At 66.3% G+C, this 18781-nt stretch carries 18 protein-coding genes; 5 read left to right on the top strand and 13 right to left on the bottom strand.

All coding sequences use genetic code 11. The features are described 5' to 3' along the window. Window positions 1-130: 130 nt before the first annotated feature. The 9 genes from KF823_09325 to KF823_09285 all read right to left on the bottom strand — a co-directional run bounded on the left by KF823_09325 (window position 131) and on the right by KF823_09285 (window position 7699). Window positions 131-427, bottom strand: coding sequence for a hypothetical protein (locus KF823_09325; GenBank protein ID MBX3726107.1), 297 nt, complete (start codon window positions 425-427; stop codon window positions 131-133). 115 nt (window positions 428-542) lie between these two features. Continuing rightward, window positions 543-1220 (bottom strand): HNH endonuclease, encoded by a 678-nt coding sequence (locus KF823_09320; GenBank protein MBX3726106.1) that lies wholly within the window; start codon window positions 1218-1220, stop codon window positions 543-545. A 915-nt stretch (window positions 1221-2135) separates the two neighbouring features. Next, window positions 2136-2696: a hypothetical protein gene (locus KF823_09315; GenBank protein ID MBX3726105.1), complete on the bottom strand. Its 561-nt coding sequence runs from the start codon at window positions 2694-2696 to the stop codon at window positions 2136-2138. Window positions 2697-2845: 149 nt separating this feature from the next. Then, window positions 2846-3364, bottom strand: coding sequence for a hypothetical protein (locus KF823_09310; protein ID MBX3726104.1), 519 nt, complete (start codon window positions 3362-3364; stop codon window positions 2846-2848). A 133-nt stretch (window positions 3365-3497) separates the two neighbouring features. Continuing rightward, on the bottom strand, window positions 3498-4067 hold the full coding sequence (locus tag KF823_09305; GenBank protein MBX3726103.1) for a hypothetical protein: 570 nt from the start codon (window positions 4065-4067) through the stop codon (window positions 3498-3500). Window positions 4068-4574: 507 nt separating this feature from the next. Then, window positions 4575-4757 (bottom strand): hypothetical protein, encoded by a 183-nt coding sequence (locus KF823_09300; GenBank protein MBX3726102.1) that lies wholly within the window; start codon window positions 4755-4757, stop codon window positions 4575-4577. A 209-nt stretch (window positions 4758-4966) separates the two neighbouring features. Next, window positions 4967-6154, bottom strand: a complete 1188-nt coding sequence (locus tag KF823_09295; protein MBX3726101.1) for a trypsin-like peptidase domain-containing protein — start codon at window positions 6152-6154, stop codon at window positions 4967-4969. A 610-nt stretch (window positions 6155-6764) separates the two neighbouring features. Next, window positions 6765-7136 (bottom strand): hypothetical protein, encoded by a 372-nt coding sequence (locus tag KF823_09290; GenBank protein MBX3726100.1) that lies wholly within the window; start codon window positions 7134-7136, stop codon window positions 6765-6767. Then, entirely contained in the window at window positions 7136-7699 is a 564-nt protein-coding gene (locus KF823_09285) for a sigma-70 family RNA polymerase sigma factor (protein ID MBX3726099.1), read from the bottom strand. The genes KF823_09290 and KF823_09285 overlap by 1 nt, the downstream gene beginning before the upstream one ends. A gap of 205 nt (window positions 7700-7904) precedes the next feature. Here KF823_09285 and KF823_09280 point away from each other — a divergent pair, with 205 nt between their 5' ends. After that, a complete protein-coding gene (locus KF823_09280; protein MBX3726098.1) occupies window positions 7905-8234 on the top strand; it encodes a hypothetical protein in 330 nt (109 codons plus the stop codon). A 273-nt stretch (window positions 8235-8507) separates the two neighbouring features. On the opposite strand, the gene KF823_09275 is transcribed toward KF823_09280, so the two are convergent. Next, complete coding sequence (locus KF823_09275; protein ID MBX3726097.1) at window positions 8508-8663, bottom strand: hypothetical protein; 156 nt, start codon at window positions 8661-8663, stop codon at window positions 8508-8510. Between the two features lie 174 nt (window positions 8664-8837). Here KF823_09275 and KF823_09270 point away from each other — a divergent pair, with 174 nt between their 5' ends. Both KF823_09270 and KF823_09265 read left to right on the top strand, forming a co-directional pair. Further along, window positions 8838-9551: a polyisoprenoid-binding protein gene (locus KF823_09270; GenBank protein MBX3726096.1), complete on the top strand. Its 714-nt coding sequence runs from the start codon at window positions 8838-8840 to the stop codon at window positions 9549-9551. 912 nt (window positions 9552-10463) lie between these two features. Next, window positions 10464-10790, top strand: a complete 327-nt coding sequence (locus KF823_09265) for a DUF3297 family protein (GenBank protein MBX3726095.1) — start codon at window positions 10464-10466, stop codon at window positions 10788-10790. 275 nt (window positions 10791-11065) lie between these two features. On the opposite strand, the gene glnA is transcribed toward KF823_09265, so the two are convergent. Then, window positions 11066-12472, bottom strand: a complete 1407-nt coding sequence (glnA, locus tag KF823_09260; protein ID MBX3726094.1) for a type I glutamate--ammonia ligase — start codon at window positions 12470-12472, stop codon at window positions 11066-11068. Window positions 12473-12831: 359 nt separating this feature from the next. Here glnA and KF823_09255 point away from each other — a divergent pair, with 359 nt between their 5' ends. Together KF823_09255 and KF823_09250 are read left to right on the top strand one after the other, a co-directional pair. Further along, the gene (locus KF823_09255; GenBank protein MBX3726093.1) at window positions 12832-13623 is read left to right on the top strand and encodes an undecaprenyl-diphosphate phosphatase; all 792 of its coding nucleotides are present in this window, start codon (window positions 12832-12834) and stop codon (window positions 13621-13623) included. A 986-nt stretch (window positions 13624-14609) separates the two neighbouring features. Continuing rightward, window positions 14610-16112: a hypothetical protein gene (locus KF823_09250; GenBank protein ID MBX3726092.1), complete on the top strand. Its 1503-nt coding sequence runs from the start codon at window positions 14610-14612 to the stop codon at window positions 16110-16112. Window positions 16113-16134: 22 nt separating this feature from the next. Here the strand turns inward: KF823_09250 and KF823_09245 are convergent, their stop codons facing one another. Together KF823_09245 and KF823_09240 are read right to left on the bottom strand one after the other, a co-directional pair. After that, window positions 16135-18003 carry an SLC13 family permease gene (locus tag KF823_09245; protein MBX3726091.1) on the bottom strand — a complete coding sequence of 623 codons (1869 nt, stop codon included), beginning with the start codon at window positions 18001-18003 and terminating at the stop codon, window positions 16135-16137. Between the two features lie 130 nt (window positions 18004-18133). After that, on the bottom strand, window positions 18134-18760 hold the full coding sequence (locus tag KF823_09240; protein MBX3726090.1) for a YbhB/YbcL family Raf kinase inhibitor-like protein: 627 nt from the start codon (window positions 18758-18760) through the stop codon (window positions 18134-18136). Window positions 18761-18781: the final 21 nt, after the last annotated feature.

Genomic DNA, 18781 nt, shown 5'->3' with positions numbered 1-18781 from the left:
CTCCTTCGGCATCGTCCAGACTGCAATTCTAATCTTCAAGTGCCATCTTCGCAGTGGACGACAAAGAGTCGAACAGTCGCTTGTCCTCTTCGGGCATCAGGATGCCTCTGGTGCAGACCTGCTAGCTGAATTAACCCTCGCCGCGAAACGGCGTCGCCTTGGACGAGTTGTTGGAGCCCGCCCAGCGAAACTCGAGTAGTCCGCTGGGAATGGCGATTGAGACGACCCCTTGGGCAGGTGCGAAAAACTCGGCCGCCGGACGCGTGCGGAAGTTGGCGAGAACCCGCGCGACCGGCTCGTTACCTACAAATCCGGTTGCGCAGGTATGGGTAGAGGAGAACTGCAAGAAGTCCGCTGCAATGATGCGCTGCAGTACTGACGAAAGCTTCTCTCCCTTGGACACCGGGATTACCAGCTCAAGCTGCATTGTTTGGTCGTCTGCCGCGCAGCAAGCCTCTCGCGTGACCCTGATCTCGTTCACCACGTTCTTATTGACATCGGCTGAGGGCTTTAACGTTTGACATAACCGGCGCTGCGCGGCTTCATCGCGCAGCGTCCGTGTTGATGGATGGGTTAAACCTTCGTGCCACGGAATGAGCCTTGCTCTTCAAGACCAGCAAGCGTGTCAAACCGTCCCATTTATCGATGATAGGCGGATAGTCGAACGGATTTAGTATCCCAACCTCCTCAAGAGTCCATCGGTTTCTCCCGTACTGACAAGGGCCACAAGCGGTGACGAGATTTGTCTCTGAGTTGTCGCCACCGCGAGAGTACGGAACCAAGTGGTCGATAGTCGCGGTTAGTGTGGCAAGGCCGAAATGATTCGCGTCGTTTGTGTCGCCAAGCCTGGCTTCAGCGGGAAGGAAGCGGGCAAAAATGCGATGCGCGTCCTTGACGATGACTTTGGATTCGCAGAATCGGCACCGATACCCATCTCTGGCAAACACCTCCATGGTGCGGGCGGCGCTTGGCATGCGAGGGCGGCCTTCCTTCGGAACGAGAGTGAGCACGGGGTTGTGTGACTGGCGATGGATTTCTGGATTGATCGGCCCAGTGAGCAGATAAGAAAACTCCCGAAGAGGCTTCAGGTCTGCCCTAACAAGCAGATCGCCACAGGATTCCAAGTCGTTGACGAGCAATGCATCTGCGGCAAGCGAGAGAAGCTCCGCGGCTTGCGAGAACTCAGGAATTGGCGGAAGAAATGACCGACGGATGGTCATAGAGGAAGGCCTAACATAGCGACAAAAAGACTCCGTTGCCTAACGCCGCGTTAAGCGCCCGCTGACCGACGACGGTCAGGAAGAACGAAGCATAGGCTCAACGGTCCGTTTGAACATCAAGTTAGTTGCGCCCCGCCACACGCTCCCGCAGTAGGCGGTCTTCCACTTCACGAACACCCAATGGAGAAATCTTCGTGCGGCAACCCGCTCGTTCGTATTCGATCAGCCTAGCATTGTGAAGCGGCGCGAGTACCCTTCTTCTAAACTGGGAGCTGTTAGCGTACTCGACCCACTTACGTAGCTCCTCGGAGCTAACCCATCCGCTCTCCGAGTAAAGGAGGATGAGAGCTTGATCCGCCTTTTTCATGGATGGATCCAACACCCTTCGTAGCTCATCCGATCGCCATACTAATGGATGCCTACGCGTAACGAGTGTATCTACGATACTCTGCGCCTCCTCCACCGATGTTCCATGGAAGATTCGAACGAGCTCAGCCATCAACCAAGAAGTGGCCGCGAGTACTGCCTCGGCATCCGCCCTATTGGGATTTACGTCGCCCCCAACGTGCCCAACCCCTCGGTTATTCCGTATCTCGTAAAGATAAGGCAAGAGCCTAGGGATAAGAATCCGGAATGATCTATCCCCCACAAGCGCCGGATTCGCGGCACGAGTCTCCAGTGCGCGGCAGGCAGCAACCATGTTTGGAGGCTTTGATGCCGCAGAAGGAAAGGAGCCAGATAGCGCACCTTCGATGATGGAGTACACTACCTCGCAGAATTTCCCGCCATTTAGCTCAGCAGGCTCCCAGCGCCCCTCCGTGTAGTTAGTAACTATTGAGCGAAACGAATCCAGCAACTCACCTCTCAGTCCGGCAGAAAGCGAGGAGAAGGCGGTCTGTGGCGTGATCATCAGTGCTATTGCTTCACTAGGTCTGCCGCGGCGGTTAGGCCTGGAGTCGTGAGCTTCCAGCCGGCCGATTTCGAGCCGGTGATTCGGTTCTTAAGTTCCTTGACGATCTTGGCGTGGTTCGCTGAGTCATAGCATCCAAATTGTTTGCAAAGCATGCGCGCCTGCTCATCACTGAATGCAGGCTCGCCGGTAGACAAGTGAGCGGCTAGCCCCTGCGCAAGATAAGTGTTGAGCGTTTGCTCACGCTTCGAGGTGGCACTCCCAGGAAGCGCGATCGGCTGCACTCGCCCTTGATCGAAGTGAAAGAAGTGCTCTAGCGAGCTCATAAGTAGGCCATTCTTTCGCACCCAAGCCCGCGCACCCTCATGGATCACAGACAGATCGTCGTCGTCCGCAGAAGAGATACGAGCTTGTGTGGTAGAGGGGGTTCCTCTTCGCGCCGCTTCTTCCAACTCGTCACCCAACAGCATAAGCGCAGCCCTAACTACCCTCTTCCTCTCTTCAGAGGTAAGACCTTCCAGAACCCCATAGACCTTCGTAGTAGCTTCAGTGATATTGGCAGTCATCGCGCGCCCCTTCCTCTTTAGGCAAGATGTTTACTAGAATTGCATGACTGGGAGCTCAGCCCGTAGAGCAGTTAGCGCCTGAGTTAAGCCGCGCCTCTAAGCGGCGTCGGCTTGAATGAATTGTTTGGCCTCCACCCATCTACTTAAGACTATTTGCTGAGTTTCAAGCACAGAGTCACTACATTCAACAGGATGGGTGTGCGTTTGCTGTCCGTGAACGTGTGAATTGTCTTTTTGTCGAGGCTTGGAAGACCTTTGACCGGCAGTGCGTCGTTATACTTTGCCATGTCACTTTCCGATTCAAAGTAATCGTCAAAAGTGTTTTTGAACCGCTTGACTCCGTGGGCAAAGCGGTTTCTTACTTCAGAGAATACATCCAAGAACTTCTTGTCTGTCTTTTCCAATAGCCCAAGACGTAATGCAAGCTCGGATTTGCCAGTGCGACCTCCAATGCTGAGCCTGTCGATGAACGGAGCTAGCGACTCACTACCTAGCTGTTTGGATATCGCTTGATTTAGGCATGCTTCTACGAGCGCCCATGCCAAAATCATCATTGTCCAGTCATCGGCTTTGAGTAGTTGGGAGATAACGTCATCATTGAGCTGCAGGCGCTCCCTTAGAAGGTCTCCGACCTTGTCCTTACCAAGATAAAGCTGCTGAATTTTCATAGTGTCTTTTGGAGAAAGTGCCGCAAGAGTGATCGTGGGGGCTAACGCCGTGTTAACCGGCTCGCGGCCGACAGTGATCGGTTCGTTCGAACTACCTCCCCCGCAGGTCCGGTTGAACACATAGTTGGGCGGCTCAAGGCGGACTCCCCGCTTGCACCACTGCCTCCGCAGATTTGATGAGGTTCTCTATCCAAGCGACATCGTTCTCGGTCTGTGCGTGATCCATATCGTTGTACTTCAGCTTTTGGGGTCGGGACGCCCTTGCTATATCGCCCTCATGCACAATCTGATTGCGGCGATGTACGAGATTGTCCAAGCGAGACTTGATCGCCGGAGACTTCTCACCTAGGTGCGCTGCTATTCGAGACCATGGCTCCTTCACGCCAGCAAGTGAGAAGGCCTTTGCAACCTGATCGAAAGACTGAAAGGTTTCCTTTAGGAGCCTGGACTGAATCGAGTGCTTCACCTGCACCCAAGGACGGGACTTTACCTTTCGCTTTCGAGCGGACAAAGTAGCGTCGGCCAACTGAGCGAGGTCCGAAAACGGTATCTCAAGCTTGCCCAGAGCTTTAGGCAGGTCACCCTGGTTTCTGACGTCCGAGAGTCGCTGGTAAACGAGCCAGTGCATGTAGGCGTCAACGCCAGTGACCGCGGTCACAAGCGCGGACCGCCTCAGGTCATTCTTGACCTTCGAGTCTGCCAAATTGGACTGCGCAAGGGCGAGAAGTCGCCGCGCTCGCCGGAAGCACGCTTCTGCCGCCTGGAGTGCACGAAAGGCCACGCTAAGCCACCCAACGCAATTTCTGCCCCGGGTCGGGGTGTTAACGTCGGATTGTTCAGCTTTGTGGCGGGCGCGTCAATCGGAACTTTCGCGCGCGCGATCAGGAACTTCACTGTCGACCGCGTGGCTTGCGTGAGCCGATGCTCAACGCCCTTCAACCCCGGATCGCTGCTGCTATGGGTTATCGAGACCAGGGCGGCGTGATAAGAGGTGCCGACGAAGGATCGGCGTCCGCCCCATTTCTGATCAGGAGCTTTCCGCGGTTCGCATGCTCGGAGGTCAGACGCGACGGTTTGGCGACAGATGCTCCGGCCCGCAACACGCGCTGGCCTGTCGACGCCACCTGGACTGTCCCAACCTCCTCATGATGCGCAATGCCATGCGTGGCATGAGCGAATCGAGCCGAACGATCCCAGGATTGATGAGCTACTAGGTACGTTCGGCCCTCGAGCACGACGTCGCCTCACCCGCCCCCTCCCGCCACAGCGCCAACTGCAACTCCACCCGCTTGATCTCCCGCATCACCCGGTTCGCCTGCAGGTGCTGGCCGAGGAAGCCCTTGAGCAGGACCACGGCCTGGCCCAGCAGCACGGCGCCGACGCCCCATTGCACGGCGGCCAGGGCCTGGTCGGCGGCCAGGGTGCGCCACGAAGAACGGGGTCAGGTTCACTTTCCAGCGGGAGCCTTCTGCGGTTCTCATGCACGGAGAACACATGCAGCGGCTTCGACACAGATGCTCTGGCCCGCAACTCGCGCTGGCGAAGGCTCACGATTCCGCTCGTTGTTACACCACAGCCGGGGACGCCATCCATCTCATCGGACTAAGGATTCTGGAGGTCTATTAAAATTCTAACTTCTTCAATTTCAAGTATGCTGGCAATCGCCAAGCCAAAACCACCCTCGCCAGCACGAGCTGCGACGTGCATAGCAAAAACATTGCCCGTTTCAAGATCAACGATGGGCCCACCTCCTGAACCGCCTGAAGAAAACAACCCGTATGCGAGCCCGACATCAGCCGCACGGAACATCTCGCCGACACTTAATCGCTTGACCGCCAAAATCTCACCAAAAGCACGCAGAAGATCGGCTGGATCGCGGTGCAAACCGGTTGTTGGATGTGAAACGAGACCAACCGTGTGCCCAGGTTCCGGAATTTCAACCTGAGTGGCAACCGCCAATAAATTCTCTCCCGATGCAAACGCAACTCTCAGCAACGCGAAATCTCGATCTGGGGCATCTGAAACATACAGAATTTCTTCAACAGATGCACGTCGCGGGTCGAAGCAACCAATGTTGGCATCGAAGTTTATCGTAACCTGTACGCCGCTGGGGATCACGCCTTCGTTGGTAACAGCCTCTATCACATGTCGTGCTGTCAAAAATGTGTTGGGTGCGATCAAGAATCCCGAGCCGACCCACTCAAAATACGGGTGGCCAGATACTTCAATCCGCCCAGTTGCAGCGGCGATGTCCGCCAGTCGAACTCGAAGGTTGGACGGTGAAGCATTGTTGCCAGGAACAAATCGAATGTCTGTGCCGCAGCCAAAAACTGCCGGGTTTGATTCTGGTGCACTGAAAGAATGATCGATGCTAGTCGATGCGCCCGGGCCGGTTCCGGGCGCCCTAATTTGGTAGTACTCTCGAATACTCTTAATAGTGTCTGGGTCTGTGACCAACCCGGCATCGATTAAGAATTCTAGATTTCTTTGTACTTGGTTAGGGTCGCCAATCTTGATCATTTCAAGAATTCTCGCGCGCTCCGCACCGGATTGGGCTAAAGTGGCAGTCCTGGAGTATTCATCAGCAGCCGCCTCGCGATCCCAACTAGAACTCAGATAAGTAACAAGTGCGTTTCCGGAGGCACTTGCCGCAGCTACAAAGATTGCAACCACAAGCGGAGATTTCCACGCACTTTTCTGTGCTTCTTGAATTTTGAAATCCAGATCCTTCTCCTTAACGGAGACTTCCCGTTCCAAAATCTCAAGTTTCTTCGTCTCGATTTCGGTCATCTGGGCGCTCTTAGTCACACGTCAGAATACTTTTCAGCCGACATTCCCCAGGTGGCGTGCCGTCTGGCGTAAAGATCGCCTGGTGTCTCCCGCTGGGCAGGAAGCTAGGCAACTTCTTGCACGCCGGACCGCGGGCAGGCCATGCGGCGATTGAGTGTAGGAGATCGAAACACCCGTTCCCAGCAGCAGCGCATTGCTGCTCCGCATGTCAGCTTCCGGGATGTGCTCGGGCTGGATGTCCTGGTAGCCAGGCTCGATCATCTTTATCGCCGCTGCGACAAGCTATGCGTAGGCGATTTCCTACGCAGAGCAGCCCCAAAGCCCTACCTGAGCGTGGGCGCAATCCCGATATGAGGCGATGAGCCGAAGAACGGGGCCAGGTTCATTTTCAATCGGCAGCCTACTGCGGTTCGCATGCACGGCGGATAGATGCAACGGTTTCGAGACGGATACTCCGGCCCGCAACATGTGCTGCCCTGTCGACGCCACCCGGAATGCCGCACGATCCCCAAGATACTCTATGCCATGCGCGGCCTAAGCGCATCGAGGCGAACGAACCCCAAATCGACGCGCAACCCGGATACGCTCGGCCCTCGGGCGCCACGTCGCCTCACCCCGCCCCCTCCCGCCACAACGCCACCTGCAACTCCACCCGCTTGATCTCCCGCATCACCCGGTTCGCCTGCAGGTGCTGGCCGAGGAAGCCCTTGAGCAAGACCACGGCCTGGCCCAGCAGCACGGCGCCGACGCCCCATTGCACGGCGGCCAGGGCCTGGTCGGCGGCCAGGGTGCGCCACAGGGCGTAGAACAGGGCCAGCGCGGCGATCACTTGCACGACGCCGGACAGCAGCACGGTCCAGCCCAGGCGGCCGCGGGCCATGGCGCCGACCTGGGCCAGGTAGCCGGGTTCCCCGGGCTCGGCCAGCAGGGCGCGGTCGCGGGCCGACAGGCCCTTGGCGATCAGTTCGTCGAATCGTTCCATCACAGTGCTCCTTCCAACAGTTGCCGCAGCTTGCGGCGGGCGTGCATGAGCCGGGTCTTGACCGTGCCGGGCGGGACGTCCATGGCCAGCGCGATCTGTGCCACGCCCAGGCCGTCCAGGTAGTGCAGGGCCAGCGTCGCCTGCTGCAGCGGCGGCAGCCGGGCGATGGCGCGTTGCAGGGTGGCGAGCTCGGCGGCCTGTTCGCCGCCGCTGGCGTGGTCGGCGGGGCCGTCGGCGGGCAGGGCGCTGGTGGCGTCTTCGTCCAGCGCTTCGGTGGCCTGGCGGTCGGCCGGCGCCCGGCGCTGGCAGCGCCGCGAGGTGATGCGCAGCGCCCAGCAGGGGAAGGCGGCCGGGTCGTCCAGGCGCGGCAGGCCGCGCAGGATGTCGATCCAGGCCTCCTGCACCGCGTCGCGCGCCGCCTCGCTGCCGCCCAGCAGGCGGCGGGCATGGCGCAACAGGCGCGGCTGCCAGCGTTCGACCAGGCCGGCGGCCGCGGCGCGGTCGCCGGTGGCGGCGGCCAGCACCAGGTACTCGTCGAACACCTCGCCGCTGTTTCTGGGCACCGCTGCCTGCTCCCGGGGTATGGCCGATTGTCATGGATGAGGAGGGGGCAGGCGGCCGGACGGTTCAATCGCCGCCCGCGCGCCGGCCGGCCCTTGCGGGCGCCCCGGCATCGGCGCACGATGCCGCGGTGGCGCACCGGGACCGCAGGGGAAACGGCCGCAAGGCGGCCACGTCCATCCATCACGCCCTGGGAGGGGCACACCCATGCGCATCCGCATCCTGGTCCTGCTGGCCCTGCTGTTCGCCGCCGCGCCGGCGCTGGCCGCCGACTACTACGTCGACATCACCAACCGCACCGGCTACACCATCATGTACATGTACGTCAGCCCGGGCTCGACCAAGAGCTGGGAGGAGGACGTGCTGGGCAGCGAGGTGCTGCCGGTGAACGAGACGCGCCGGGTCACCCTGCGCGGCTACACCAGCCCGATCTTCGACATCCGCCTGGTCGACACCGACGGCGACACCTACACGTTCTGGAACGTCGACGTGTCCCGGCGCGACATCATCGCCACGCTGGAACACATCGACCGCTGACGGCAGGCGTTCTGCGCCGCTCGCCGGCAGCCTGGCCGCCCGCGGGCGCTTTGCGGAGCCCTGCGGCTGGCGGAGGTCTGCTGGAGGTGCGGAGCGGGCCCGTGGTGGCCTGGCGAATGTGCGGCCTGGGCCTCGGCCCAGATTGCTGCGCCGGGCGACCCGGCCTGCAGGCAGCTTCCGGGCAGGGCATCGGCGCGCTGCAGCTGCCGCCGGCAACCCGGCCCGGGTGGAGGAAGACGCCGGGGCGGCGATGGCCGCCCCGGCGGGTACTGCTCAGGGGCAAGGGCCCCCGGTCTGGCAGTTCACCCAATCGCAGAAGCTGGGCGTGAAGTAGCACAGGCCGGGATACCAGTCGTGCATATCCCAGGCCAGGGCCGGTACGGCCACCAGGAGCGCGATCAGGGCAGGAACCATAACGCGCTTTCTCATCAGCCTTTTCATCGTTTGAAACTCCGAAACGTAGTGCCCTCCCTGGCCCGTGCCGAGGCACGGCGCCGGGCCAATCATGCCTCGCCACGCAGACGCGGGGAAGGATGCCGTTCACAGTCCGTCTGTCGGGGCGGGCGCGGCGGCCGGGTCGCGGCGCTGCAGGTCCCGGCCGCGATGCGCGGTATTGACGCCAGGATTGCAACGATCCGTTCCGGTCCGGCCGGTTTATCCGCGCCAGGCTGTGCACTAGGTTGGCAGATCCCGCCAGCGCCCGCGCTGGTCGACCCCCAACGCCCCGGAGAAAAGCCGATGTCCCCGTCCCGACTGTTGCTTGCCGCGCTGGCCCTGGCGCCTGTCGCCGTGACCGCCGCGCCCACCACCTATGTGATCGACCCCACCCACACCACCGTGCTGGCCAGCTGGGACCACCTGGGCTTTTCCCGCCCCAGCGCCCACTTCGGCAACGCCAGCGGCACCCTGGTGCACGACCCCGCTGACCTGTCGGCCTCGTCGGTCGAGGTCACCCTGCCGCTGTCCGGGATGGATGGCTTCAGCGAGAACTTCAACCAGCACCTGCGCAGCGGCGACCTGTTCGAGGCCGAGCGCTACCCGACCATCACTTTCCGCAGCACGGCGGTGGAAGCCGCCGGCGAGGGCCGCATGAAGGTCACCGGCGAGCTGACCATCAAGGACACCACCCGCACCGTGGTGCTGGACGCGCGCCTGAACCGCGCCGCCGAGCACCCGATGCTGAAGCGCCCGGCGATCGGCTTCGATGCCACCACGACCCTCCGCCGCAGCGAGTTCGGCATCGGCTACGCGGTGCCGGCGGTCTCCGACGAGGTCGAGCTGCGCATCACCACCGAGGCGGTGGTCGCGGCCGACTGAGTCGTCCCGCCGCGGCCCGCTCAGTCGTACCGCCGCGTCCCGCTCAGTCGCCCCGCCGCGGCCTGACCCGCGTCGTATCTCAGCCGCGCCACCGCCAGCCCGTGCCTGCCCATCACGCGGATGCCGCCCGTGCCACGGCACCGCACTTCTCCCCTCCCCCGCCTGCGGGGGAGGGGCGGGGGAGAGGGCCGCCCCGGCCAGCGTGCGCCGCTGGGCCGGCAGCGATGCGGATCATGGCCAGCCCCGGCCCTCTCCCCCCGGCCCCTCTCCCAGAGGGAGAGGGGAGCAGAGCGCGCTCCCAGGCGGCGTCTCGCCAGCGCGACGGCACCGCACTTCTCCCCTCCCCCGCCTGCGGGGGAGGGGCGGGGGAGAGGGCTGCCCCGGCCAGCGCGCACCGCTGGGCCGGCAGCGATGCGGATCATGGCCAGCCCCGGCCCTCTCCCCCAGCCCCTCTCCCAGAGGGAGAGGGGAGCAGAGCGCGCTCCGCTCACCGAGCGCCGAATCCTGGCCCTTGGTCCCCGATCCTGAGCTGAGACACGACGCTGATCAGGTCCCCCAGACCTGATCAGCGTCGCGTCTCAGCGCGCTCCCAGGCGGCGTCTCGCCAGCGCGACGGCACCGCACTTCTCCCCTCCCCCGCCTGCGGGGGAGGGGCGGGGGAGAGGGCTGTCCTGGCCAGCGCGTGCCGCCGGGTCGGCAGCGATGCGGATCATGGCCAGCCCCGGCCCTCTCCCCCGGCCCCTCTCCCAGAGGGAGAGGGGAGCAGAGCGCGCCCCGCCAATGGCACGGCATCCTGTCGCACGGGTTCGTTCCGCGCGCCAGCGCGCCAGCGTCGTCTCCCGCGCGCGCCATTTCACGGCGCCGCGCGCCCCCGCCTACAATGGCGGGCCGTTCCACCAACCCACGCCCGCCATGACCGACGCCCTGCCCGACCGCCTCGCGGTCGACCCCGCCAGCCGCTTCCACGATGCCGACCTGCTGCAGCGGGGCATCGGCATCCGCTTCAACGGCAAGGAGCGCCTGGACGTCGAGGAATACTGCGTGAGCGAGGGCTGGATCAAGGTCGCCCACGGCCGCGCCAAGGACCGCCGCGGCCGCCCCATGCTGCTGATGCTGCGCGGCACGGTGGAGCCCTACCTGCTGCCCGACGAGGCCGACGGCGACGCCGCGGATCGGGCGGGGCAGGGCGCAGGCGCGAGCGACGGCGCCGCCGGGGCGCCGGCTGCCGCAGCGGACTGAGCGGCCGGACCGCTGCCGGCGTGGCGCCCGACCGTTTGGGGCGCCGCACACGGCCGGCTTGCCGTGAATGGATGTTGGCGCGGCCCTGGGCAGTTCGCCCGTCGACGCTGCGCCCCGGACGCCGGGGCGGCCGAACGCCAGTCTGCCAGGCAGCGGACAGCCGGACTGAGGCGCCCTTGGGCCGCTGGATGCATGCCGGCGTGCCCGCGCCCCCCGGAAAGAAGACGGCCCGCATCGCGCGGGCCGTTTGCCTGGTGCCCTGGGCGCGCCGCGCCTCAGATCGAGTAGTACATCGAGAACTCGAGCGGATGGGTGGCGGCGCGGAACTTCGTCACCTCGCCCATCTTCAGGTCGATGTAGCCGTCGATGAAGTCGTCGGTGAACACGCCGCCGGCCTTCAGGAACTCGCGGTCGGCGTCGAGCGCCGCCAGCGCCTGGTCCAGCGAATGGCAGACGGTCGGGATGCCCTTCTCCTCTTCAGGCGGCAGGTCGTAGAGGTCCTTGTCCATCGGCGGGCCGGGGTCGATCTGGTTCCTGATGCCGTCAAGGCCGGCCATCATCAGCGCGGTGAAGGTCAGGTACCCGGAGTTGACCGGATCCGGGAAGCGGGTCTCGATGCGGCGCGCCTTGCTGCTCGACACCCAGGGGATGCGGCACGAGGCCGAGCGGTTGCGCGCCGAGTAGGCCAGCATCACCGGCGCCTCGAAGCCGGGCACCAGGCGCTTGTAGCTGTTGGTGCTGGAGTTGCTGAAGGCGTTGATGGCGCGGGCGTGCTTGAAGATGCCGCCGATGTACCAGAACGCCAGCTGCGACAGGCCGCCGTAGCCGTCGCCGGCGAACAGGTTCTTGCCGTCCTTGGCCAGCGACTGGTGCACGTGCATGCCCGAGCCGTTGTCGCCGACCAGGGGCTTGGGCATGAAGGTGGCGGTGCGGCCGTTGCGGTGGGCGACGTTCTTGACCACGTACTTGAGGTCGAGCAGCTCGTCGGCCTTCTTCACCAGGGTGTTGAACTGGGTGCCGATCTCGCACTGGCCGGCGGTGGCGACCTCGTGGTGGTGGACCTCGACGACCTGGCCCATGGCTTCCAGGATCTTGCACATCTCGCCGCGCAGGTCGCCCAGCGAGTCGACCGGCGCGACCGGGAAGTAGCCGCCCTTGGGGCCGGGCCGGTGGCCGCTGTTGCCGCCGTCCATCTTGCGGTTCGACGACCAGTGCGCCTCCTCGGACTCGATCTCGAAGCCGGCACCGGCGATGTCGTTGCGCCAGCGCACCGAGTCGAAGATGAAGAACTCCGGCTCCGGCCCGAAGAACGCGGTGTCGGCGATGCCGGTCGACTTCAGGTAGGCCTCGCCCAGGCGGGCGATCGAGCGCGGGCAGCGCGAATACGGCTGCATGGTGGCCGGCTCGAGGATGTCGCAGGTCAGGATCAGGGTCGGGTGCTCGCTGAACGGGTCGAGCACGGCCGTGGAGGCGTCCGGCATCAGCACCATGTCGGACTCGTTGATGCCCTTCCAGCCGGCGATCGAGGAGCCGTCGAACATCTTGCCGTCCTCGAACAGGCTGTCGTCTGCGGCGCGCGCGGGGAAGGTGACGTGGTGCTGCTTGCCGAGCATGTCGGCGAAGCGCAGGTCGATGAACTCGACGTTGTGGTCCTTGATCAGCTTTGCGACGTGGTCGGACATGGGGCTCTCGGGGTGGGTGGCGGAGGTCCGGTCCCCCGCAAGTCCGGTGCCAGCACCGCTGATGCCGGCAGCGCGGCGGTCTCGGCGTCTGCTGTCGGCAACGCTGGCGTGGAAAAGCACCAGGATCGTGCAGGGCTACGCAGGACTGCACCATTTTGGTGCAGTCGGCCCGACCCTGGCTCGCCGCTGGTCGCCAGGCCGTGTTCCGGGCACCATGCAGGGCCCCGCTGCTGCCGCCCTGCCGACTTGACCCTTGTGACGCCCCCAGTGGCACTGACCCGGTCGCTTCCTGAAGCCGCCGCTGCGGCTTTCGGTCTACGCGCCGTGGCGCGGTTGCCGGCCGTCGGCGGGAGCCATCGATGAGCGAGTACCTGGCCGCCCTGCTGCTCGGCATCATCGAGGGCTTCACCGAGTTCCTGCCGATCTCCAGCACCGGCCATCTTCTGATCGCCCAGCATTGGCTGGGCGCCCGCTCGGACCTGTTCAACATCGTCATCCAGGCGGGCGCGATCCTGGCGATCACCCTGGTCTACCGGCAGCGCATCTGGTCGCTGGTCACCGGCCTGCGCACGCCCGCCAACCTGGACTACGCCATGAAGCTGGCGCTGGCCTTCGCGGTCACCGCCGCGGTCGGCCTGCCGGTCCGGATGCTGGGCTGGGAGCTGCCGGAGACGGTCACGCCGGTCGCCTGGGCGCTGGTCATCGGCGGCGTCTGGATGCTGCTTGCCGAACGGCTGGCCGAGCGCCGACCCGGCGTCGCCGAGGTGACCTGGAAGGTCGCGGTCCTGGTCGGCCTCGCGCAGGTCGTGGCCGGTGTCTTCCCGGGCACCTCACGCTCGGCGGCGGCGATCTTCGTTGCCATGCTGGCCGGACTGAACCGCCGACCGGCGGCCGCCGAGTTCGCCTTCCTGGTCGGCATCCCGACCATGTTCGCGGCCAGCGGCTACGCGCTGCTCGAATACGCGGCGGACGGCGGAGGCAGCGAGGACTGGGGACAGCTCGCGCTGGCCTTCGCGGCCGCCACCGTCACCGGCTTCGCCGCGGTGCGCTGGCTGCTGGGCTACATCCGCTCGCACCGCTTCACCGGCTTCGCGCTCTACCGCATCGTGCTGGGCCTGGCCCTGCTGCTGGGCCTGCCTGCGGGCGCCTGATCCGCCCCTTCCGGAACCCGATTCGCGCCGCATCAGCGCCACATGCCGAAATCTGGCATGAACGCTCCTGCGCTCCTGCGCTCCTGCGCTCCTGCGTGCCCGCCTGCCCGCCTGCTCGCCTGCCCGTACGCGCACACGCGCACACGCCGGCGTGCTCCTGTGCCAGGTCGCTGGCGTCAGTTCGAGTCAGCGAGCCAGCATGCACCGCGTACCTGCGCATCTGCGTACCTGAGTGCCTGCGCACCTGCGCAACTGCGCACCCGCGCACCTGCGCACTTGCGTAGCTGCGTACCCACACTCCTGCGCACCTTCGCCAGCCGTCGCCCCGACGCGCATCGCCTGCTTTCGCGGTGCGCTGGGAGCGCGGCACCACGCCGCCGCCGCGGCGCCGCACTTCTCCCCTCCCCCGCCTGCGGGGGAGGGGCGGGGGAGAGGGCCGCCCCGGCCAGCGCACGCCGCTGGGCCGGCAACGATGCAGATCATGGCCAGCCCCGACCCTCTCCCCCGGCCCCTCTCCCACAGGGAGAGGGGAGCACAGCGCGCTGCGCTCACCGAACACCGAGTCCTGGTCCTTGGTCCCCGATCCTGGGCTGAGACACGACGCCAATCAGGTGCGGGGGAGGCGGAGCACATCACACTCCAGGCACCGCATTCAGAATGCTGCGCGTCGAGTTTCGATTGCAGGGCACGCAGTGCGAGCCGCGCACTGCGCTCCTGGAACGACGAATCACGCGCCGAGATCCGAGATCCAAGAGCAAAACGCCGGGAGCCACAAAGACAGGCCCCGGCGGCCAACGCCCAGACCCGCCGTCCGCGAGGCGATCGGTGCCGCGCCCAGGCAGGCTCCCGATCGATAACCATCCCCGGCCCCCGTAGCGCCTTTTTCAACCTCTGCGACACGTCATCGCCCTGCCCCCCCCGGAATAGGGGGTGTTCGCGGGCAGCCGGGCCGCACGACACTGCGCGGCACTGCCCGGAGCCGTGCCATGACCCGATCCACCGCGATCCTGCTCGCCGCCTGCCTTCTGTGCAGCGCGCCGCTCGCCGCGCAGACGCCGCTCAACATGAGCCTCCAGCATTTCGGCTACTGGACCGGCAGCGCGGGCTCGCCCCGGGTGGTGTATTCGGACACCGAAGGCGCCGCCGCGCTGGGCCCGCGGATCGTGCTGACGCTGGCGCGCAGCAGCAGTCCGGCGCCGCTGCCGCCGTACCACGTGGAGCTGACCCTGGGGCCCGGCTTCGACGCCATCACGCCGCTGGTGCTGCCGGCCGGCGCCAGCTGCCAGACGGCCAGCGGCGGCGGCGTCGCGCCGCTGCACCTGTCGTGCGTGCTGAACACGCAGATCGGCGGTGGCGGCGTGGCCTTCCAGTTTGGGCTGGACGCCGGTCCGATCGGGCAGTTCGCCGGCAGCCAGGTCGACGCGCGCGCCACCGTCGACTACGACGCCTTTCCGCTGCCCGATCCGCCGACCTGCCCGGACATCTCGGGCAACACCGGCTGCGTGCAGTCCACGGCCCTGGTGTTCGGCTCCTGGGTGCGCCTGGACAGTCTGGCCATCGGCGATCCGGTGACCATCGGCGCGAACGCCGCGCTGACCGTCAACCATCGGGTGGTCGGCTTCGACGGCGGCACGATCTCCACCACGCGCATCGACCTGCCGCCACAGCTCGAGTACCTCGGCAGCAGTTCGGCGAGCGCGCCGATCCACACCTGCAGCAGCGCGCCCGGCCCCGGCGGCGGCGAACGGGTCACCTGCCTGGGCAACATCCGGCATCCCACGGCCAACGGCCAGGAGCGCACCGGTCGCTACGACGTCATCGTGCGCACCCGCCCCGGTGTGAAGCCGCCCGGCCCGCTGCGCGTGGTGGCCTCGATCGGCAACGACCGCCAGCCGGCCCCGCAGGACTGCGACGCCAACCCCGACCAGCCGGCCTGCGCGGTGGTCGAATTCGGTCTGGCGCCGCCGCCGGTGGTCGACCTGCGTCTGGTCGCCTCGTCGGCGCCGCAGCCGTGGACCCAGCTCGGCCGCGTGCAGGGGCCGTTCCGCATCGAGTACCGCAATGCCGGCGGCCTGCCCTCGGCCGCCCCGACGCGCCTGTTGGCGAAGCTGCCGGCCGGCTTCGCGTTCGGCCAGCTGACCGGCGCCAGCGGGCCGGTGACCTGCACGGCCAGCGGCACGACGGCCGACGGCCAGGAGGTGCGCTGCCAGCGTTCCACCACGATCCCGGCGGGCTCCTCGACGTTCTGGCTGGAGCTGTCGGTCCTGGGCGACCCGCTGCTGGCCGCGGAGGCAGGCAACGTGCTTGTCTGGGCGATCGCCGATGGCGCGGCCGTGGACGGTGAGGTGCTGCTGGCCTGTGCCGCCGACCCGGCCCTGCCTGCGTGTCGCTGGCAGGCCTTCGACGTCCGGCCGCCCTGCCCGGGCGGACCGGACGACTCGATCTACTGCGACGGCTACCAGGTCTTCGTGCCGCCGCCGGCGCCCTGACCGGGCGGCGGCGGGGCGGCGCTCACAACGGCCAGATCCACAGCAGCATGGGCACGCTGACCGCGATCACCAGCAGTTCCAGCGGCAGGCCGAGCCGCCAGTAGTCGCCGAAGCGGAAGCCGCCCGGACCCAGGATCAGGGTGTTGTTCTGGTGGCCGATCGGGGTCAGGAAGGCGCAGGAGGCACCGATCGCGACAGCCATCAGGTAGGGATCGGCGCTGACGCCGAGCTGGCTGGCGATGCCGATCGCGATCGGGCACATCACCGCGGCGGTCGCGGCGTTGTTCATCAGGTCGGACAGCGTCATGGTGACCACCAGGATCAGCACCAGGCCGACCACCGCATGGCCCTGGGCGATGCCCTCGACCAGCCAGCGCGCCAGCAGCTCGGCGGCGCCGGTCGACTCCATCGCCGCGGCGACCGGAATCAGTGCGGCCAGCAGCACCACCACCGGCCAGTCCACCGCCTGATAGACGGTGCGCGGCGGCACCGTCTGGATCGCCATGCTGGCCAGCACGCCGGCCGCGAACGAGGCGGCGGCAGGCACCAGGCCGAGCGCCGCGCCGGCGATCGCCAGGGCCATGATCGCGATCGAGGCCAGCAGCTTGCGGCGATCGGGGATGCGCAGCTCTCGGGCGGCCAGGGGCACGCAGCCGAAATTGCTGGCGAACTCGCCGAGCGCCTCCTGGGGGCCCTGGACCAGCAGCACGTCGCCGGCCTGGAAGGCGAGGTTGCGCAGCCGCGAGATCGACCGGGTGCCTTCGCGCGAGACCGCCAGGATATTGATGTTGTAGCGTGAGCGCAGCAGGGTGTCGGTCGGCGTGCGGTTGACCAGCGCGGAGCCGGGCAGCACCGCGAGCTCGGACATCACGATGTCCTCGCTGCCGCTCGACCGCGGCACCTCGCCACCGTCGCCTTCGCCGTCCTGCTCGTCCCTGGTGCTCCGGGCATCGTCCGCGCCCCCGGCGTCGTCCTCCCCGTCGTCCTCGGCGGTGTCGCCGCGGCGATCCTCTTCCAGGCGGGCGCCCAGGGCCGCCAGAACGTCGCCCAGTGAGTCGGCCTCGGCCTCGATCACCAGGATGTCGCCGACCCGCACCTTGCGCGTCGGGTTGGGGGCGTTGAACTTCACCTCGTTGCGCACCAGGCCGACCACCTGGGCGCCGGCATCCTCCAGGCGCGCCTCGATGTCGCGGATCGACATGCCGTCGGCCTTGCTGCCGGCCGGCAGGCGGACCTCGGTCAGGTAGGCGGCGGTCTCGAAGCTGTCGACGCCGGCGCGCTTGCGGGCCGGCACCAGTCGCCAGCCGACCAGGGCGACGAACAGCACGCCCAGCCCGGCCACCGCCAGGCCGACCGGCGCGAAGTCGAACATCGCGAACGAGCCGTTGCCGGCCTCGGCACGGAAACCGGACACGATCAGGTTGGGCGGCGTGCCGATCAGGGTGGTCATGCCGCCCAGGATCGAACCGAACGCCAGGGGCATCAGCACGCGTCCGGGCGGCAACGCCAGCTTGTCGGCCATCTGCAGGGCGACCGGCATCAGCAGGGCAAGGGCGCCGACGTTGTTCATGAAGGCCGACAGCACGGCAGCCAGCGCGGTGATCGCGGCGATGCTGAGGGTCGGGCCGGCGCGCACCGGAAGCACGCGTCGCGCCACCAGGTCGACCGCGCCGGTGTTCTGCAGGCCCTGGCTGAGGATCAGCACACAGGCGACGGTGATCACCGCCGGATGGCCGAATCCGGCGAAGGCACCGTCGACGGGCACCAGGCCGGCGGCGACCGCCGCCATCAGGGCCGCGCCGGCGACCATGTCGTGGCGCCACCGCCCCCACAGGAACATCGCCACGGTGCCGGCGAGGATCGCGAACAGCAGGATCTGGTCGAGGCTCATCGCCGCAGGTCGCGTGCAGAGCCCCGGACCGGCAGCGACCGGTCAGGGCGGATGGTGCCGCCCACGCGCGCGCCCGGCCCGGCGTGCGGGCCGGGGCGGGGCAGGGCGAGCCGGCAAGGGCAGATGGCGTTCAGTCGGCCAGCCCCGGATGCAGGCTGTAGGTGGCGTAGGTACTGGCCTCGGCCAGCACGTGGCCGGCCACCGCGGCCTCCAGGTCGGCGCGCGTGTAGCGCGCCGGCAGGTCCAGTCGCGCCACGTCGAGCGCGAGCAGGCGGAATTCGTAGCGGTGCAGGCGCAGGTCGTTGGGTGGCGGGAACGGTCCGTCGTAGCCGAACCAGTCGCCGGCCAGGGCCGGATCGCCGGCAAACCAGCCGGTGTAGTCGTTCAGCCCCTGGCGGCTGCCGGCGGGCCCGGACGGTTCGCGCTTGCCGCCCTTCACCACGCCATCGCTGCAACTGCCCTCGGCGATCTCGCGCAGCGTCGCGGGCAGATCGGCGACCAGCCAGTGGGTGAACGCGGTGCGCGGCTGCTGGGCCGGGATCTCGACATCGTCGCGCCCCACCATCTCCGGCACCGTGGGCGCGTCCGGATCCACGCACATCAGCGCGAACGATGCGGTGCCCGCAGGTACGTCGGTCCAGGCCAGGTGCGGGTTCCGGTTGGCGCCGAAGCCGACGCCCTGGTCATCGCGCACGCCTGCCGCGAACGCCGCCGGCAGACGGTGGCCGTGCCTGAAGTTCTCGCTGTGGATGCGCATGCGCTGGATCTCCTTGGGCCG

The sequence above is a fragment of the Lysobacterales bacterium genome (genome assembly GCA_019634735.1).
Taxonomy (GTDB): domain Bacteria; phylum Pseudomonadota; class Gammaproteobacteria; order Xanthomonadales; family UBA2363; genus Pseudofulvimonas.
Note: the sequence above shows the minus strand (reverse complement) of the source record. Positions and strands in the feature narration are given on the sequence as shown.

Bases quoted from the DNA above. Each gene is read 5' to 3' on its own strand.
- KF823_09325 (MBX3726107.1), bottom strand. From the start codon at position 427: ATGCAGCTTGAGCTGGTAATCCCGGTGTCCAAGGGAGAGAAGCTTTCG.
- KF823_09320 (MBX3726106.1), bottom strand. From the start codon at position 1,220: ATGACCATCCGTCGGTCATTTCTTCCGCCAATTCCTGAGTTCTCGCAA.
- KF823_09315 (MBX3726105.1), bottom strand. From the start codon at position 2,696: ATGACTGCCAATATCACTGAAGCTACTACGAAGGTCTATGGGGTTCTG.
- KF823_09310 (MBX3726104.1), bottom strand. From the start codon at position 3,364: ATGAAAATTCAGCAGCTTTATCTTGGTAAGGACAAGGTCGGAGACCTT.
- KF823_09295 (MBX3726101.1), bottom strand. From the start codon at position 6,154: ATGACCGAAATCGAGACGAAGAAACTTGAGATTTTGGAACGGGAAGTC.
- KF823_09290 (MBX3726100.1), bottom strand. From the start codon at position 7,136: ATGGAACGATTCGACGAACTGATCGCCAAGGGCCTGTCGGCCCGCGAC.
- KF823_09280 (MBX3726098.1), top strand. From the start codon at position 7,905: ATGCGCATCCGCATCCTGGTCCTGCTGGCCCTGCTGTTCGCCGCCGCG.
- KF823_09275 (MBX3726097.1), bottom strand. From the start codon at position 8,663: ATGAGAAAGCGCGTTATGGTTCCTGCCCTGATCGCGCTCCTGGTGGCC.
- KF823_09270 (MBX3726096.1), top strand. From the start codon at position 8,838: ATGCGCGGTATTGACGCCAGGATTGCAACGATCCGTTCCGGTCCGGCC.
- KF823_09265 (MBX3726095.1), top strand. From the start codon at position 10,464: ATGACCGACGCCCTGCCCGACCGCCTCGCGGTCGACCCCGCCAGCCGC.
- glnA (MBX3726094.1), bottom strand. From the start codon at position 12,472: ATGTCCGACCACGTCGCAAAGCTGATCAAGGACCACAACGTCGAGTTC.
- KF823_09255 (MBX3726093.1), top strand. From the start codon at position 12,832: ATGAGCGAGTACCTGGCCGCCCTGCTGCTCGGCATCATCGAGGGCTTC.
- KF823_09250 (MBX3726092.1), top strand. From the start codon at position 14,610: ATGACCCGATCCACCGCGATCCTGCTCGCCGCCTGCCTTCTGTGCAGC.
- KF823_09245 (MBX3726091.1), bottom strand. From the start codon at position 18,003: ATGAGCCTCGACCAGATCCTGCTGTTCGCGATCCTCGCCGGCACCGTG.
- KF823_09240 (MBX3726090.1), bottom strand. From the start codon at position 18,760: ATGCGCATCCACAGCGAGAACTTCAGGCACGGCCACCGTCTGCCGGCG.